Origin of the sequence: Peribacillus sp. B2I2 (assembly GCF_041261685.1) — a bacterium.
Lineage (GTDB): Bacteria > Bacillota > Bacilli > Bacillales > DSM-1321 > Peribacillus.
The window spans coordinates 195,741-215,082 of the sequence record NZ_JBGCCB010000002.1; the positions used below are offsets into that span (position 1 = coordinate 195,741).

A 19,342-nucleotide genomic window follows, 5' to 3' on the forward strand; every position below is an offset into this window, starting at 1 on the left:
TTTCATTGAGTCGTTGTTAATTTTCTATTAATCTTACAAGGTATTGCCCATATTCATTTTTCTCTAATGGTTTAGCTAAGGCAAGAAGTTGTTGTGGTGTTATAAACCCTTTACGGAATGCTATTTCTTCTAAACATGCAATTTGAACGTTTTGCCGATTTTGAATAGTTTGGATAAATAAGGAAGCGTCAAGTAGTGATTCATGAGTGCCTGTATCTAACCAACTAAATCCTCTGCCAAGTAACTCGACATTCAGTTGATTTTTTCTTGAGGTACCATTCATTGACTGAAGTGATTTCATATTCTCCACGATCAGATTTTTGAATACTTTTAGCAATATCAATAACATTATTATCATAAAAGTAAAGGCCCGTAATGGCGTAGTGAGATTTAGGGATAACAGGTTTTTCTTCCAAGGATATTACTTTGTGATTTTCATCAAATTCTACAACACCAAATCGTTCAGGATCTTTAACATGATAGCCGAATATAGTTGCACCGTTATTTCGAGTAACGACTTGTTTAAGTATCTTAGTGAAATTATGTCCATAAAAAATATTGTCTCCTAATATTAAACATACCGAATCTTTTCCTATGAAATCTTCTCCTATTACAAAAGCTTGTGCGATGCCATCTGGTTTTTCCTGCGATACATAACTTAGTTTAATTCCTAATTGTGATCCATCTCCTAATAAATGTTCGAATTTAGGTGAATCAGTAGGAGTGGAGATAATTAAAATATCTTTAATTCCAGCAAGCATAAGTACGGACAATGGATAATAAATTAATGGTTTATCATAAACAGGTAATAATTGTTTTGAGACAACTTTCGTTAACGGATATAATCTAGTGCCATATCCGCCAGCTAATATGATTCCTTTCATTATTATTCAACTCCTCGAACAGTATGATAAAAAACAAAATGAATTTAAATATTAACGGATTCTAATTTCATGGGAAAAAAAGATCCTTTTCATCATATGCGCGAAGAATGAATGTGATTGGATTTTGTTCAAATGGAGTGCGATTTTTAAAGGTATATATAGATTTCTTACGAAATCGAGGTTTATGAATATGAAAAGGCTACAAAGCCATGAGGGATGGTTCTGGCGAATATGAAAAAAAGAAATTCTTGAGGATTTTCCTCAAGCTGTTCAGATTACCGATCGCTGCAATTTGTTTCATAACCTGACAAAAAAAGTGGAACAGTACTTAAAACAGCCATTTCCTCGTTCTATAACGTCAATTCAGAACACCAACCCCCTTTGGTAAGAACAGAAACACTCACCGCTGGTGATCAAGAAAAAAGGGAACTCATTCAACATGTACAAGCTCGCTATCTAAAATGAGAATGTCAGCAAATCGTGTTTGATTAGAGAATTTTTGCTTGTTAGAAAAACATTGAATAAATATTTAGGGCTAAAACACCGACTCGAAATAAGAGGAGTAGTCAGAACGATCCCAAAAGATGAAAAATTATATAGATCTTCCATGAAAATGAACGCTTCTCTTCCACCGAGTCCAAACTCACTCGTGACGTCGCGTTGAATGTGACCGTAGGCGTTCTTCGCTCGGTGTTCTTAGAGGGAACGGGGCTGAACATAGCCTCTGTTATATTGTAATGTTGTTGTTCAACATGGTGAGTTTTCATAGAGTAATATTTTCTATTTTTTACTATATATATATAAATCGATATAAAAAATTGAGATGATGAAGGAAATGGGTAAGGATTATAAAATTCACTTAAGAATCAACACGAATCTATGGTCGTGTTGGATAAAAGGGGGATGAATATGTCATCGGATCAAACTCCACTATTGACAACTCATCTATTTGTTTCAAACCAGAATAAAAGGGATGGATTTGAAGAAATGTTAATGAGATTGGCTGAAAGTGGCATCACTGTGAAGTTGTATGGACCTGATGATGCATTATTGGATATAAATCCTAAAAATCCTCGCGTCTATGTCTCATTGGGAACGGGATGGGAAGAATTTAGTACACTAAATGGCTTACCTGTACACGAGAGAAAACGTTGGTTACATTTCAATTCTCCTGCAGAAATTCAACCATCCAAATTATTTTACTGCTGGCTCAGACGGACCGATCCACTCCCTGAAAATAAAACTATACTTTCTACTCGTTTTTCTTCAGATACTCCCTTAGTGTCCATTTTCACAGCTAGCTACAAGTCTAAAGAAAAGATTCAACGACCTTATCGCTCTCTATTAAATCAGACGTACTCCAATTGGGAATGGGTTATTGTAGATGATTCTGGTGATGAGGATGAGACATACAATCAAGACTTACTCCCTCTAAACGATCCCCGTGTAAGGAGATATCGCCAAGATTCCCGCAATGGTTACATAGGGGCAATCAAACGGTATGCAGCAGGTCTATGTACAGGGGAAATTTTAGTAGAAGTAGATCATGATGATGAGCTAACTCCTAACTGTCTAAAGAAGATTGTCGATACATTTCAACAACACCCCGAATGTGGCTTCGCTTATGGAGATTGTTCAGAGGTGTACGTAGGGAGCCACCATGCACATTGGTATGGTTGGGATTGTGGTTTTGGATCCTGTATGTACTATCGAGTCTGGGTACATGAAATGAATCGATGGCAGAATGTGCAAAAAAACACTACCATCAATGGGATTACCATCCGTCATTTGGTCGGTTTACCAAATCATCCACGTGCGTGGACGAGGGATTTTTATCATCTGATTGGAGGACATCGCGAAGAGCTTTTAGTTGCAGACGATTACGACATGCTAGTTCGGACTTTTCTTTGTACAAAGTATGTAGCGATTCCCGATTTACTCTATATTCAATATCGGAATGAAAATGGAGATAACTCTACTTTTAGTAGAAATCAGCAGATTCAGATCCTTGTAAAAGAACTAAACAGTTATTATAGTCACAGAATCTACACAAGGGTGAAAGAACTGGGTTTACCCGAGGATGTGCCATATAGTCGTGTATGGGAGACAACTACAGATAATCCTGCGCGGAAAACTGCCCATATCATTCATGAAGAATTATCCAGAGTTTCGATCCTATTTCCTATTCCCCACTCATGTCCTACAAATGAACATACCCAATTATTTGAGACTCTTCAAAAGGGTATAGAAACCAACTTTAAAGAGATCGAAGTAGTTGTTGTAGGTCGTGTTCCTGCAGAAATCGAAACCTTTGCGGCGAAGGCGCCTATGGGAGCCATCCGGTGGTGGCCAATGGAGCCTAATGATCCATTAGAAACGTGTATCCAATATGCCAAATTTTGCTCTTCATGTTTGGAGAAAGTTGTCGTGTTACCTGAACCACTTATAGGATGATAATTGTTGCTGCTATAGGTTAACAAAAATTGCCCATACTTGACTATTTCAATATGAACCTTACTTTTTCTCAAGAGGTTTAGGCATAGCAATAAAAATCAGCTGATTTATGTGATTTAAGATTTTTTTCCTGAAAGTGTCACCTCACATATCCGTCTAGTTTGAGTGACTCTTTATAAAAAAGCAAACTAAGCAGCCTGAGATCTATTAAAAGGACTCAGGTTGTTTAATTTTTGTTGAAACCTTTTGATTATAGAACTGAATATATTGTTGTACAGCAAATTTAGTGTACCAAGGAAACGGGGCCAAGGGAGCAACCGGAGCGTTTTCACGATAAATAATGGGGACGAAATTAGATGAAGGAGTACATCGAATCTTGGCCATCAAATGACTCCTGAAAGTCAAATGAAACGTAATTCAAAATAAGAGTAAATGGATGAAGTTGTATCACGTTATAAATTCCTAAGAAAACACTATTGATTTTTCCCTCAGTAACAAAGAGACAAAAGGCAGCAATTTTCTTCTTCAAGAAGCCTTGTTGTCTTTTCATGTTTCTAGGCGGATATACTCAGGGATTTTAAAATGGTTCTTTGATTTTAACAATTGGGCGGACTTTATCCAATCCAATAAACTCCAGATTCATAGAATAAAGTAATGTTTTGTGAAAAGGAGGATACAAAATTGGGTAAGGATAAAAAAGATAAAAAATGTAAAGATTGCGGCCATAGTAAATGCAAATGTGATCATAAAAGTGATCACAAAAAGTGTAAGGATTGCGGACATAGTAAATGCAAATGTGATCACAAAAAGTGTAAGGATTGTGGACATAGCCAATGCAAATGCTCATCTAAACAAGAACAAAAGGTAGAGCAAAACATTGAAGTGAAAGTAAACGTACCTGCTCAAGGTAATCAAGGTAATCAGGGACCTCAAGGACCTCAAGGACCTCAGGGACCTCAGGGACCTCAAGGCGCTCAAGGTGCTCAAGGCGCTCAAGGCGCTCAAGGTGCTCAAGGTGCTCAAGGTGCTCAAGGTGCTCAAGGCGCTCAAGGTGCTCAAGGTGCACAAGGTGCTCAAGGCGCTCAAGGTGCTCAAGGCGCTCAAGGTGCTCAAGGCGCTCAAGGTGCTCAAGGTGCTCAAGGTGCTCAAGGTGCTCAAGGTGCTCAAGGTGCACAAGGTGCTCAAGGTGCTCAAGGTGCTCAAGGTGCTCAAGGACCTCAAGGACCAACAGGACCGACAGGACCGACAGGACCAACAGGACCAACAGGACCGACAGGACCGACAGGACCGACAGGACCAACAGGACCGACAGGACCGACAGGACCAACAGGACCAACAGGACCAACAGGACCAACAGGACCAACAGGACCAACAGGACCAACAGGACCGACAGGACCGACAGGACCGACAGGACCAACAGGACCGACAGGGCTGACAGGACCGACAGGACCGACAGGACCGACAGGACCAACAGGACCGACAGGGCTGACAGGACCGACAGGACCGACAGGACCAACAGGACCAACAGGACCAACAGGACCAACAGGACCAACAGGACCAACAGGACCAACAGGACCAACAGGACCAACAGGACCAACAGGACCAACAGGACCAACAGGACCAACAGGACCAACAGGACCAACAGGACCAACAGGACCAACAGGACCAACAGGACCAACAGGACCAACAGGACCAACAGGACCAACGGGACCAACAGGACCAACGGGACCAACGGGACCAACGGGACCAACAGGACCAACAGGACCAACGGGACCAACAGGACCAACGGGACCAACAGGACCAACGGGACCAACGGGACCAACGGGACCAACAGGACCAACAGGACCGACAGGACCGACAGGACCAACAGGACCAACAGGAGCCACAGGTGGTGGTGCGATTATCCCATTAGCATCCGGTGGACCGGTTACACTCATTAACGACATACTAGGTGTTGGTTTAGACACAGGAGCAGCAATTGGGTTTGGAAGTTCTACCCCTGTTGGTGTAACTAATCCTATCATTTTGGGTGCTGGTGTCGGAACGTTGCTATTTGATTTTGCTTTTGTTGTTCCACGGGCCGGAACGATCACATCATTTGCAGCTTACTTCCGTACTGTGTTGGCTGTAATAGCTGCACCAATTAGAGCAAGTATATATATTGCATCACCAGCATTAAGCAACTCATTTGCCCTTGCTTTTACTCAGACATTAGCACCCCCTGCAACCACATTATCCAATAGCTTTGGTCTTGCTTCGCCGATTTCAATCCCGGTTCTTGCTGGTGATAAAATATTAGTTGTGTTTGATATAGATCCAGCGACGACTACAGGTCTTACTGTTGAAGGTTTTGCAAGCGCGGGTCTTAACATCGAGTAAAAATCAATAACTGTTAAAAATAGGAAAACATTTAAATTTAGTTGCAAAGTAACTGCGTTTTATATTGAGGAAGGATTACTCTTGAGTAATCCTTCTATTTTTTTTTATCGGATTCTTCGCTAAAGGTTACCGAACAATCAAGCAATGGACGGAATTATTCCTAACTTAATAAAACCATGCACATAATAATTAGCCCCAACACATCAAGAGGTAACTGTAAAAGGACCGTCTGAAACGGCTAGTTCTATGTTTGCTTCCAATAATGGGATTACTTTACTCTAGACCTGTATAGAGGAACGGTTATCCCACAAATGAAAGGTTGAAAATCCATGGAGAGTTTTATTAAACCTATCCATTAATCTAACTGAAAAAACTGAAATCAATATGGAGGGTTATTTGTTTTATTAAAATTGATGTAAATCTGTACGTAAATTTTAATTCTGAATAGTATGTTTTATCTGGAATTTTAAGGTGGGGGTTTATAAAATTATGAAATATTATCCTTTAAGGATTACTTTATTATCTTTGATTGACATGATTATACTTAGTGGAACCTTTTTATTATCATTCTTTTTTGTGCAAGGGGAAAAAATAGGGTTTACCTCATTTAGTTTTCATACAATTAGTATGTTTGTATATGTTGTTACTTGTTATTTTTTTCTATTAACCTCAAAGTCTTATAAAACATTGTGGCGTTACTCCGGTCTTCGGGAAATACTAACAGTAGTGAAATCCCTTATAATTGCTAATTTACTGTACTTTATTTATTACTTGTTTTTCTTAAATAACCAATGGCCATTTACTTTCATGCTAATCCTATATCTTTGTTCCACTGCTGCCATCAGCGGATTTCGGGTTTTTTTGATTTCAAAAAATCAAATGTTTTTTCCTCATAAAATTTCTCAAAAAAGAACATTGATCATTGGTGCTGGCGAAGCAGGTACAAGAGTAGTTGATCAAATTATGTCATCAAAGGAATTAGATTATAACCCTATTGGATTCATTGACGATGATACTAAAAAACTTAACTTGCTAATTCTAGGGATACCGGTGTTAGGGAAAAGATCCGATATAAAGAATGTGGTAAGTCAGAATAAAATAACGGATATAATTATTGCGATGCCTACAGTAGCTAAATCTGAGATTCAAGAAATTGTAAAAATATGCAAAAAAACAAAAGCTAAAATTAATATCTTGCCTCCCGTAGAAGAAGTAATTAACGGCCAAATATCACTTAAACAAATTCGTGAAATTAATTTAAAGGACCTTATTGGAAGAGAAATTATTCAGCCAACAAAGAGATTAAAAGAATACCTCGTAAATAAGTCCGTACTTATTACGGGTGCTGGTGGATCGATTGGGAGTGAACTGGCCAACCAAGTTGCTCAATGTGAACCTAAACTCCTCATTTTGCTAGGGCATGGGGAAAACAGCATCTTCGACATAGGATTGAGAATAAAGGATAGGTTTCCTAATATTGATACAAAATTAGTTATTGCGGATATTCAAGATAAACACCTTATTGAACAGGTATTTAGACAATATTCTCCTCAAATTGTATTCCATGCAGCAGCACATAAGCATGTACCATTAATGGAATCAAACGAAGGGGCAGCTGTACAAAACAATATATTCGGTACAAAAATTGTTGCAGAAACATCTAACCGTTTTGGTGTTGAGCGTTTTGTATTAATTTCGACGGATAAAGCAGTTCACCCCTTAAATATAATGGGAATGACTAAACGAATAGGGGAACTGATTGTTCAATATTATTCAAAAGAAAGTTCAACCAAATTTTCGATTGTACGATTTGGAAATGTTCTAGAAAGCCGAGGCAGCGTCATCCCCATTTTCAAAAAACAAATTGAGCGTGGTGAGCCAGTGACAATTACACATCCAGATATGGTCCGTTATTTCATGACAATTCCAGAAGCCGTTCAACTTGTTTTGGAAGCAGGGGCCTTATCAGAAGGCGGAGAAGTATTTGTATTAGACATGGGCGAGCCTGTAAAGATTTCAGATTTAGCCAAGAACTTAATCCGTTTATACGGCTATGAACCAGACCTCGATATCCCCATTAAATACACAGGAATTCGGCCGGGTGAAAAATTAAATGAATCTTTATTTTATGAGGATGAAAAAATAAAGCCTACGAATCACCCTAATATTGTGATTGCAATTCCCCACAATAATAAAATGGTACATTTAGATATGAATATTGAAAAATTAGAACAGATTGAACCGGGGACCATACGCCCAATACTAAGTGAAATATTGCAAAATGAAGTAAAATAAGCAAGTCAGGAGTTTACAATTCTTAAAATCCTTCATGAAGGTACTTATTGATCCCTGTTTGAGAAGACAAAAAAACCGATAACGTATAACTTTATCGGTTTTTTTGTGCTATCTATTCTTATAGAAAATGGATGTTGCAGCAGCATCTTAAATCTAATACATCTTTTTTTGCTTCATTAGTTGTTTTAGAAATAAACAACTTTCTTTGGTATCGGACAAAGATTATGTTCATATTAATAACCTGATAATGTAGAAACGGGATATAAATTTGGAATGATGAAGCATTTTAAGTTGGTAAAAGGAAGAAAGGTGATTTTATTGAAGGAATTTTTACCATTTCATTTGCCAGATATCGGGAAGGAAGAGATAGATGAAGTTGTAGATTCATTAAAATCTGGGTGGTTAACCACAGGGAAAAAGACTAAATTATTTGAAGATCAGTTTGCTGGATTTTTAGGAAAGGGAATGTATAGTGTTGCTGTGAACTCTGCTACTGCAGGAATGCATCTTGCGTTGGAGGCTATCGGGATTAAAAATGGAGATGAAGTCATTACCACACCTTATACGTTCACTGCAACTGCTGAAGTAATCCGTTATTTCGGTGCTAACCCAGTATTTGTAGATATAGACCCTAAAACTTTTAATATGGATGTAAATCAAATTGAAAAGGCCGTAACTTCTAAAACGAAAGCAATCATGCCAGTTCATTTTGCAGGTTTATCATGTGAAATGGATGAGATATTACACATAGCCAAAAGATACAATCTTAAAGTAATTGAAGATGCTGCACACGCATTACCAACTAGTTACAATGGCAACCTGATTGGTACATTAGATAGCGACGCTACGGTATTTAGCTTTTATGCTACTAAAACCCTTACTACTGGTGAAGGGGGAATGCTTGTAACAAAGGACAAAAATATTGCAGAGCGATGTAAGCATATGCGTCTACACGGAATTAATCGAGACGTTTTTGATCGATACACCTCAACAAAACCCTCTTGGTATTATGAAGTAATTGCACCAGGATTTAAATACAATATGACTGACATTGCCGCTTCAATAGGAATTCATCAATTGAAGAAAGTTTGGCAATTTCAAAGGATCAGAGAAAAAATGGCAGCTTTATATGACAGTGAATTAGCGGAATTACCGATAATATTACCGCCAAAATCAAAAAATGATACACATTCTTGGCATTTATATATGATACAACTTAATACCCTGAAAATTAAAAGAGATGAATTTATACAGAAGCTGTCCGAAAATGGTATAGGATCTAGCGTCCACTTTATACCCTTACATCTTCACCCTTATTGGAAGAACACCTATCAGCTTAAGGCAAGTGATTTCCCTAATTCTCTAAGCATTTATAATAATGTAGTAAGTTTGCCTTTATATACAAAAATGACAGATCGAGATCAACAAAAAGTCATTCATTGTATAAAGAAAATTTTACAATGAAATGTCGTCCAATTTTACAATATTCCACTTGTTGGCCACCACTATTTTTCCTATTAAAAACACATCCATTCTTGGAAACCTTTAAACTCACCTAGACAAGAAGCACCAGCAGCTTCAAAGGAGGTAGTGTACTATGAATAAAGTGGAAGTTACATGGGGGGCAGCAGATGATATTTCTGGTAAATTAATATCTGATGATCCTATTCCACTAAGTACCGAGATAAATGAAAGTGTAACCAATATCTATATTTTTTTAAGAGTAGATAACAAACTTGTAGAACTTATATCTTTAAAAAAGCTTGAATGGGATAGTAATCATTTTAATTACAATATATGGTGCTTGGATTATCATGTTAATAACCAAAAGCTAGAACCTTCCATGGTTAACCATCTTATGTCTCCTTTAGAGGAGATATGTGTAAAATTATCAATCGATATCTTGTTCTGTAAAGTAAACACACATATGCATTCATATATACATGGGTTAGAAAATATAAATTTTAATTTAATGGACACATTGATTACATTTGAACATAATTTTGACAAAAACAAATCATATGAAGTTCCAGACATTTATGATTTCTATTGTACGAAGGATGTTGATCATATAGCCGAAATTATGAAATTATCCGAGCAAATATACACTACAGATAGATTTCATACAGATCCGAATTTGGATAATAAAAAGTGTGACGAATTATATAGTTCCTGGATAGAGAATCAAAGTAAAGATCAAAATTGTGATATTTTAATATTAAAACAAAGCAATACTTTAGTAGGGTTTGTAACTTGTAAACATATGTTAGAAGGTACATCTTCCATTCAATTGGTCGGAGTTCATCCGGACCATCAGGGAAAAGGAATAGGTAAAAAATTAATTAAATTCACCCTAAATCATTACTCGAAAAAATTAAATAAGATGGTCGTCGGTACTCAACTGAATAATTTAAATGCTATAAGGACTTATTTATCTACAGGGTTTAAAATTACGACGACTACACATAGTTTCCATAGGAGGTTTCAACATTTAAAAGAAAGTTAGGGAGTAAATGACTGAATACGTGATTAAAATGAAGAAGTAAATACATGAGTAAGACAACAGGAAAGAGCAACCTTTATGATTCGATGCTAACGATGTAGCCCTCTACTGAAGGTAACATAGGTTAGAAGACGTTTATCAATCTTCTATCTTAATTTCGTATTCCCAAGTTGCTACTTCAAGCCTGTTGTTGCTGTGGGACCAATACTAGGTAAAGATTTGAATACTCCGATAATTGCATTCTTTGAGTAATGTAACAAAAAAGGAGAATGGTAAGGATTGAATAAAATAAAACTACTGTATATAAACAGAGATGAAAGTAACTATATTGTTCCAGCTTCTGCATACTTTATAGACGAATTGAGTAAATTTACAGATTTACGGGTATATCATCAATCAGGCCACATTGATGATATTATAGGAAATATTAATTTTTCCCCGGAATTTATATACATTAATGGGTACGGAGAATTGGGCTTCCCCTCCATAACTGGATTAAAGGATTTGAGAATCCCTTTTGGTGTTGGATTATATGATTTACATTATAATTATCAAAATAGAAAACAGGACTTATCAAGAGAAGAAGTAAAGTATATTTTTACATGTTACAGGGATAAATTCTTAGAGTGGTTTCCAGAGTTTTCTCAAAGGATGAGATGGCTGCCCCACCATGTTTCTACAGATATATATAAAGATTATGGCCAAAAAAAAGATATTCAATTATTAATGATGGGGGCTACGCGGTTAGATTATTATCCTTTAAGGGAAAGTATTTTATTGCGGTTCAAAAGTAGACCAGAGTTTGTTTTTCATGGCCATCCAGGTTATAGAGATTTCGGAAAAGATGAAAAGAACGTGTTTGTCGGGAAGAAGTATGCAATGGAAATTAATAGAGCAAAAATTTTCTTAACCTGCGATTCTATCTATAAGTACCCTGTCAATAAGTATTACGAAATAACTGCATGTAATACGTTATTATTGGCCCCTTTATCTGCCGAATTACGTGATCTTGGCTTTATCCCTGGTGTGAATTTTGTATCTATAAATGAAAATGATTTTGAGGAAAAAGCGTATTATTATCTTCAAAATGAAGAGGAGAGAAAAGTTATCTCGTTAAACGGAATGAGAATGTCCCACGAAAAACACTCAACGAAAAAAAGAGTTCAGGATTTCATAAAAATAATTAAAGAAATTCTTAATGAGGAACAAACCAATGACAAAAATCCAAAATAAAACCATAAATACTTTTTTAGTATTTAGTTAAAAATGATAATAGAGAACAGTTTGTAGAGACAAACTGTTCTCTATTATCATGTTATTTGCTGTTAACCCTCACTTGAACAAAGGAGGGACCATGTTTTTGTTAAATCTTAAATTTCTTTATTTCTTAAAATGATTTTTAAAAAACTCCTCATTGATTAACACTTGTGAGTCATTTGGACGATATTTTTTAGCTTTATTATTATGTTCTACAGATCGTTCTTTGTCTCCAGTTTCCCAATAGCAAACACATAACTGAAGATGTGGATACCATGTTGAATAAGCCTCTTGTCTAAATCCTTGATGTTTATCTTCCTCTACGTCAATAGCTAAGCGGTACCATATAATGGCCTTTTTAATTTGTCCTTGGGATTTATAAATGTCCCCTAATCGACAAGAAACCTCTGGTCGTGGTATATCATACATAATTGACATAACAAGTGATTCTTTTTCTTTTTCTAAAATCTCAAGATTTCTATAACACTCCGCCATATTTATACAAGCACGGATTTCATCTTCTACCCACCCTTTGGTAGCTAAAAATTCTCGATAATAAATTGTAGCTTTTCGGTACTGAGCGTGATCTTTTAATTCATTTGCATAATAAAATAAATCCCTTGGTGAAAATTCTTCTCCTTTTTCCAAACGTTGTTCATAAATTTTAAGGTTGCGATCACTTTGAACAGATTGGATCGATTTATCGGATTTACGATGAGTTATGGCTATATCAGCAGGAAGAATATTTCCATAAACATCTAAATATTCATGGACAGCACCCACCCATTTGAAGTTTCTCTCTCTTTTAACTAAACGGTTTCTTCTATAACTAAAGGTAGGATTACCATATTCATCGAAAGCAATATTATAAATCATGGAAACTGCATCAATTGAAGCATCTAGATCATTCTTTAATGTTTTAAATTTTTGTTGGTCTTCTTTAAGTAAAATGTCATCCGCATCTAACCATAAGATATAATCCATCGTTGCATGACTAAAAGCAAAGTTTCTTGCAGCTGAAAAATCATTAATCCATTCAAAATCAAAAATTTCATCTGTAAATTCACTAGCGATTTCTTTTGTACGATCTGTTGAACCAGTATCAACAACAATAATTTCATCACAAATTTCCTTTACACTATTCAAGCATTGATTTAATACTTCTTCTTCATTTTTAACTATTATACAAAGACTTATTGTATACATATTTACCATCACCCCTATTGAGCCTTCTTTAAAACCCACTCTTTTTCTATAATTTTAGGTTGTTTTTTAATCGTTTATATCCGGTGCTAATTCTGCATCAATCTTTGCAAATTCATAGCTTTTGAAAAAACCACAAATTTTTAACAGTTTATTGCACCAAAATCATAAATTGTGCAGTTCTAAGCATCCTTGTGGCGATTTGCATTAGCTTTATACAACCAATTTCTTGCTTCGTCATTCTTACCTTCTTGTACCGTCTGCATTGCGGTGATTAGGAATCTGTGGAATTAGTTAAATTAGAAAGGGTTTCATCACATTTCCGTTCTATTATCCTGTAAGTCGCTGTGCTTACTTTTGCGTTACTTAAGGCATTACCATTTAGTTTATGCTCCGTTGTAAGTCGGGTGCTTGTTCAGATTGCTACATCTATAAACACTTCAGCGAGGTAACGCATGCCCGTGTTCAAATGTGGACCTTTTTAATGTGAAATCAAATCTAGTTTATTTAGTGTTAGACGGTACCCAAACCGCTGCAAAAAATATTCTTTCAAAGCTCACACCACAGATATTTATTCAAACCGTATATCGACCATTACACCAAAACGAATGGTAACTCCATTGCATGAAAAGTGTAATGGATTTTTTAATTTGGCACGTAACTAACAGGTTGAGAGGCTCGGTCACAGCCAGATTGGGATTCTTTATGTACAGCCTCTAGTCCCTGTTAAATAAAAATGAGACTAATAGGGCTACTAACTAGACCGGAAGTTGTCCTTTTGCATATAAAGGATTAATGAATGACAAAAGGGAGGCAGCTTATGAAAATCCGAAAGGCCATTATTCCGGCCGCAGGCCTCGGGACTCGATTTTTGCCTGCAACAAAAGCTCAGGCCAAGGAAATGCTGCCGATTGTTGATAAACCAACGATTCAATATATTGTAGAAGAAGCAGTAGCTTCGGGTATAGAGGAAATTATTATCATAATCGGTAGAGGAAAAAGATCAATAGAGGATCATTTTGATAAATCCTATGAGTTGGAAGATGCACTTTTACGAAAAAATCAGCTCGATATTTTAGAGGAAGTTCAGAAAATATCTAGTTTGGCAAATATCTATTATGTCCGCCAAAAGGAACCGAAGGGGCTAGGACATGCAATTCTTTGCGCGAAAAGCTTCATTGGAAATGAACCTTTTGCTGTTTTGTTAGGAGATGACATCGTTATGTCTGAAACACCTTGTCTGAAACAAATCATCAATGTTTTTGAGTATTGCAACAGCTCCGTCGTAGCTGTTCAGAACGTACCGGAAAAGGATGTCAGTAAATATGGCATTATTAAGCCAAAAGGGACAATGATTGAGCCTAACCTTTTCCATATCGATTCTTTGGTGGAAAAGCCGAAAAGGGAAGAGGCTCCCTCCAGATATGCGATAATGGGGCGTTATGTTTTAAGGCCTGAGATTTTTGAAACACTATCAAAGCTTCCAGTTGGACATGGTAATGAACTACAACTTACCGATGCCATAAATGAGCTAAATAAGCAGCAGGCCGTATTAGCATATAACTTTGAAGGAAATCGATATGATATTGGTGATAAAGTCGGATTTATTAAGGCAACAATAGACTTTGCTTTGCGCAGGGATGATATAAGAGACGAGGTACTTTCCTATTTAAGGGATGTAAATAAGAAAGAAAACCAGATTATAACGAGAGAGCTTGAATAATATGAAAATAGCTGTTTTGGGTACAGGTTATGTCGGGCTGTCCACTGGTGTTTGTTTGTCAGAAATAGGGCATAGTGTCATTTGTATCGATACTGATGAACAGAAAATTAAAAGTCTGCGTCAAGGGATTTCTCCAATTTATGAACCGGGTCTGGAGAATTTGCTTGCTCAAAATGCTACAGCGGGTAGACTGCTATTTACAACATCTCATCGAGAAGCGCTAAATGGTGCCGAGATTATCATCATTGCTGTAGGAACACCGCAAATGGAGGATGGGGGAGCAGATTTATCGTATATTGTGCAAGCCGCGAAGGATATTGCTGCGAACCTAGTACAGAGTTCTGTAGTCGTTATAAAGAGTACTGTGCCAGTTGGTACGAATGATTTCATCAAGGAAATTATAGATGAACATTGTGACGAAAGGGTAACCTTTAATATGGTTTCGAATCCTGAATTTTTAAGACAAGGGTCAGCTGTTATGGATACGATGCAACCAGATCGAATCATCATAGGTTCTGAAAATAAAGAGGCGGCTAAGAAAGTACAAGAAATGTATCGTCCGTTAAATGTACCATTTATACTAACAAGTATTAGAAGTGCGGAAATGATTAAGTATGCTTCTAATGCTTTTTTGGCGACTAAGATTAGCTTTATCAATGAGGTTGCCAATTTATGCGGAGCAGTCGGTGCAGATGTTAAAGATGTAGCAAAGGGAATGGGAAAAGATAAAAGGATTGGAGAAGCGTTTTTACAGCCCGGTATTGGTTATGGAGGGTCTTGTTTTCCAAAGGATGTTAAAGCTTTGATTCATACTGCCAATTTAAATGGAGTACATTTTTCCCTGTTAAAAGAAACAGTAGCGATAAATGATTTTCAGCAGGAACTCCTTGTAACGAAAGCGATAAATCGCTTGGGGGATTTAAAAGGGAAAAAGGTTGCAATGCTTGGTCTTGCTTTCAAGCCAGAGACAGACGATATGAGGGAAGCACCATCAATCAAAATTGCGCGTTCATTAACCAAACTGGGAGCAGAAGTGGTAGCTTATGATCCAGTTGCAATAGATAATGCCAAGAACATATTAAGGGATACAATTAGATTTGCCAGCTCAGTCCGCGAAGCGACATTGGATGCGGATGCTGTATTTATTGTCACGGAATGGGATGAGTTTAAACATTTAGATCTGGAGACATTGATGAACACAATGAGCCAACCAATTATTTTTGATGGTAGAAATTGTCTTGAGGAAGATCGAATCAGAGCTTGCAAGAAAATTGAATATTATCCAATAGGAAGACCAGCAATTGTTATTGGAATGACATAAATGGTTAGCATTTACTAACATCTTTATTAACTCGAACATGATTCTTTAAAGCCATATGATAAAAGCTCACGCATTCAAAGGGTGGGTTGTTATATAGGCGGGCAAACCTCAATGCAGCACCTTTGATCGTTCTTAGGTGCTTTTTATATTTCTTTAAAGAAAAATCTACACCGACCATTAGAGCCATAGATCAACTTCAACTATGCATGTAGAATGATTATCATTGCTTGCCAATAATGTTGTGTCATTCACTTACTTTAATCCTCTTTGTATGTTTCAAACACATACTCACTGTCATTTAGCTTTATCAGCCTATAGCTAATGACCTTCCACAACTTCCATCTCAATTTTAATGATTCCAAGGAAATTCGATTCCATTTAGTCCATGCGTACCTATAGATTCATACATAATATACTTGAAAAGGACCAGAAAATTTATTTACTATGCTTGAAAGGAGAGCATTTACTTGCACACAGTTATGCATTTGAATTTAAGGGTTGACCCGACCCAATATATCTCACAGATTCGAGAAGTTCCTGATTATGATTATATTCATATGGTACGACAACCTAAGTATATGATAGATCTTTCCCTTTTGAATGAGAAGGTTCATTATCTCAATGAAATTTTCTCCCCAAAAGAATATGTGGAAAGAAATAATATCTCCCTCTTACATGCTCATCATGGTCAATTAGGGATGTTATTACTTCCGATTAAAGAGGAAACGAACCTTCCGTTGGTAACAAGTATTCGAGGCAGGGATGCAACCCTGGCTAATCAGCCCATTGGCTATCTAGACAACATGAAAATGCTATTTGATCGAGGGGAGCGTTTTTTTCCAGTTTGTCAGTATTTAGCTGATAAGTTAATTGCTTGGGGTTGTCCTCCAGAAAAAATTAGAGTGTTATATGGGGGGGTTGACCTTAACCAATTCAAATACCGAACTCCACATAAAGGTGGCTCTCAAAACATTTTATCCATCGGTAGGTTGGTGGAAAAAAAAGGACATCACATCTTAATGCAAGCTTTTCAAAAGATTAGAGGTAAATTTCCAAATGCAACCCTGACGATTATCGGAAGAGGGGAGCTTGAAGAACATCTCAATTCTTTGGCAAATCAACTTAATTTAGGAGATTCCTTTCGTTTATTAAAACATCTCCCTAAAGATCAAGTACGAGATCAAATGACCAATGCCGATATATTTTGCGCCGCGAGCTTAGAAGCTGCCGATGGAGATGTAGAAGGAATACCTAATACATTAAAAGAAGCTATGGCGGTTGGCGTACCAGTGATTTCGACCAATCATGCCGGAATCCCTGAATTAATAACAAATCACAAAGAGGGAGTTTTAGTACAAGAAAACAATGTAGATGAACTGGCAGAGGCGCTTGAATTTATGCTAACAAATAGAGAGTTGTGGGAAACATTTACAGTAGCAGCCCGTAAAAAAATCGAACAAAACTTTGACCTCGTCCAACAGCTTCAACAACAAGCTGAATTTTATGATGAACTTGTAGCCCCTTATAAAAAAGGTAAACAAAATTCAGCAACACCTCGCAAAAAAGATAAAAAGAATAAAAATGATAAAAAAACCCATAAGAAGACTAAACAACAAGTTATATATGATCGCGAATCAATAAAACCTAGTAAAAAAGCCGAAAAAGCTAAAAAAGCCCTTGTTTATATGCAACAGCTTCAACAGCAGACAAAAGATAAAGTCAAAGATGAACTTGTAGCATCCAATAAAAAAGACAAAAAAGATAAAAAAGATAAAATTCATCAGAAGGCTAAAGTTGTGGATGAAACAATAACATCTCGTAAAAAGGAAAACAAGGTTCAAAAAGCCGAAAAAATCAAAAAAGCGCTTAATAAAATTCAACAGCTTCAACAGAAGTCTATAGATGAGCAGTTAGGAGGAGATTATGGAGGATTTTAAAACCATTACTGTAACCAAAGGTGAAAAATCTTTGGAAATTGACAATCCCACTACCCATGCACTGATTGGAATGGGTGCTCAAGGTGCAGTATTTAAACTATCAGAAGATAAATGTGTGAAAATCTATTCAGACCCGGTACAAGCGAAAATGGAGGAAGAAGCACTTAAAGCTGGACAACATTTACCCTTTATGCCTGTGGTGTATGATACAGGATCAAACTATATAGTCATGGAATATTTTAATGCTCCAACTTTAAAAGAATACCTGAGAAATTGTACGTATATCCCTGATTCTATAGTAAAGAAACTTCTCTATATATTAAAGGAATTAAAACAAGCAAAATTCACCATGATCGATGCCCCTCTACGCCATATATTTGTCGTTGGTAATGAGGAACTTAAGGTGATTGATCATGTTAATTCCTTCAAAAGAATGCACCCCGTACCATTAAAATTATTACGAGACTTAAAAATAATCCTATTAAAGGACTCGTTCTTAGCCCAAGTGAAAAAGCTCGAACCGGACACCTTCAATGAGTGGGACAATTATTTCAATCAAAATAGTTTGGACTTTAGAAACATTACCGTCCTCTCTGGAGGGTCAGGTAATGGAGTAAAAGTGGATAGCGCTATTACACAAACACTAATTGGAAAAGGGCATCAAGGTGCTGTTTATCGAGTGTCTGAAGACAAATGCGTAAAACTTTACGGGAAAACGGAACATGCAAATGAAGAAAAAAAGGTTCTTTTATCAAGTCAAGACTTGCCTTTTATCCCGAAAGTCTTTGAAACTGGACCCAATTATATTTTAATGGAATATCTATTAGGACCAGATTTAAACACGTTTCTAAAAAAACAGTCTGTACTTTCTGAGGAGATTACAAGACGATTACTCTATATATTGAAAACAATGGAAAAATCAGGTTTCAAACAAATTGATGCCCCATTAAGGCATATTATTGTTACTAGGGATGGTTTTAAATTAGTCGATCATGTCTACTCGTTCACACGTGAACAAAAAAGACCTCTCGAGTTATTTAAAGACCTGAGAGAAAGAAATTTTTTAGATTCTTTTCTAGAACAAGTGAGGGGGATAGATCCTGATACGCATGCTGAATGGACAAAAACCCCAATTCCATTAGATGAAAATGATAATACGCTTGTAGAGTCATAGTTATGTAACTTGAGAGTATCATGCCTATTTAGTTGTAGGAATTGATTTTAAAATAAATCTCCATGGTGTCAGAATTGAATGAAAGGCAACACTTGCCTTTTAAAGAGAAAATTATAACCCAGGTGAAAAACAAGGTGAAAAACTTGTTCCGCTATGTTCATCATTTCCAAAATGGAAAACCTTGTTTTTCATTTCCTCATTCAGTCGGGAAT

The 19,342-nt window shown here is 36.6% G+C and carries 11 protein-coding genes and 1 pseudogene; 10 read left to right on the forward strand and 2 right to left on the reverse strand.

The annotated features are described in order from the left end of the window. Positions 1–16: 16 nt before the first annotated feature. Positions 17–884, reverse strand: a pseudogene (gene rfbA, locus ABIE66_RS28900) (glucose-1-phosphate thymidylyltransferase RfbA). 909 nt (positions 885–1,793) lie between these two features. On the opposite strand from rfbA, the gene ABIE66_RS28905 reads away from it, so the two are divergent. From ABIE66_RS28905 to ABIE66_RS28930, 6 genes are all read left to right on the forward strand, one after another. Beyond that, entirely contained in the window at positions 1,794–3,338 is a 1,545-nt protein-coding gene (locus ABIE66_RS28905; RefSeq protein ID WP_370017269.1) for a glycosyltransferase, read from the forward strand. A gap of 681 nt (positions 3,339–4,019) precedes the next feature. After that, entirely contained in the window at positions 4,020–5,717 is a 1,698-nt protein-coding gene (locus ABIE66_RS28910) for a collagen-like protein (RefSeq protein ID WP_370017270.1), read from the forward strand. A gap of 489 nt (positions 5,718–6,206) precedes the next feature. Next, entirely contained in the window at positions 6,207–8,012 is a 1,806-nt protein-coding gene (locus ABIE66_RS28915) for a polysaccharide biosynthesis protein (RefSeq protein ID WP_370017271.1), read from the forward strand. Positions 8,013–8,303: 291 nt separating this feature from the next. Next, positions 8,304–9,476 carry a DegT/DnrJ/EryC1/StrS family aminotransferase gene (locus ABIE66_RS28920; RefSeq protein ID WP_370017272.1) on the forward strand — a complete coding sequence of 391 codons (1,173 nt, stop codon included), beginning with the start codon at positions 8,304–8,306 and terminating at the stop codon, positions 9,474–9,476. Between the two features lie 133 nt (positions 9,477–9,609). Next, positions 9,610–10,518, forward strand: a complete 909-nt coding sequence (locus ABIE66_RS28925) for a GNAT family N-acetyltransferase (protein ID WP_370017273.1) — start codon at positions 9,610–9,612, stop codon at positions 10,516–10,518. 276 nt (positions 10,519–10,794) lie between these two features. After that, the gene (locus tag ABIE66_RS28930) at positions 10,795–11,748 is read left to right on the forward strand and encodes a glycosyltransferase family protein (protein WP_370017274.1); all 954 of its coding nucleotides are present in this window, start codon (positions 10,795–10,797) and stop codon (positions 11,746–11,748) included. 147 nt (positions 11,749–11,895) lie between these two features. Here the strand turns inward: ABIE66_RS28930 and ABIE66_RS28935 are convergent, their stop codons facing one another. Next, positions 11,896–12,978 (reverse strand): glycosyltransferase, encoded by a 1,083-nt coding sequence (locus ABIE66_RS28935; RefSeq protein WP_370017293.1) that lies wholly within the window; start codon positions 12,976–12,978, stop codon positions 11,896–11,898. 817 nt (positions 12,979–13,795) lie between these two features. On the opposite strand from ABIE66_RS28935, the gene galU reads away from it, so the two are divergent. The 4 genes from galU to ABIE66_RS28955 all read left to right on the forward strand — a co-directional run bounded on the left by galU (position 13,796) and on the right by ABIE66_RS28955 (position 19,130). Next, on the forward strand, positions 13,796–14,698 hold the full coding sequence (gene galU, locus ABIE66_RS28940) for a UTP--glucose-1-phosphate uridylyltransferase GalU (protein WP_370017275.1): 903 nt from the start codon (positions 13,796–13,798) through the stop codon (positions 14,696–14,698). A 1-nt stretch (position 14,699) separates the two neighbouring features. Beyond that, positions 14,700–16,019: a UDP-glucose dehydrogenase family protein gene (locus ABIE66_RS28945; RefSeq protein ID WP_370017276.1), complete on the forward strand. Its 1,320-nt coding sequence runs from the start codon at positions 14,700–14,702 to the stop codon at positions 16,017–16,019. 479 nt (positions 16,020–16,498) lie between these two features. Continuing rightward, entirely contained in the window at positions 16,499–17,956 is a 1,458-nt protein-coding gene (locus ABIE66_RS28950; protein WP_370017277.1) for a glycosyltransferase, read from the forward strand. Then, on the forward strand, positions 17,943–19,130 hold the full coding sequence (locus ABIE66_RS28955) for a hypothetical protein (protein ID WP_370017278.1): 1,188 nt from the start codon (positions 17,943–17,945) through the stop codon (positions 19,128–19,130). The genes ABIE66_RS28950 and ABIE66_RS28955 overlap by 14 nt, the downstream gene beginning before the upstream one ends. Positions 19,131–19,342: the final 212 nt, after the last annotated feature.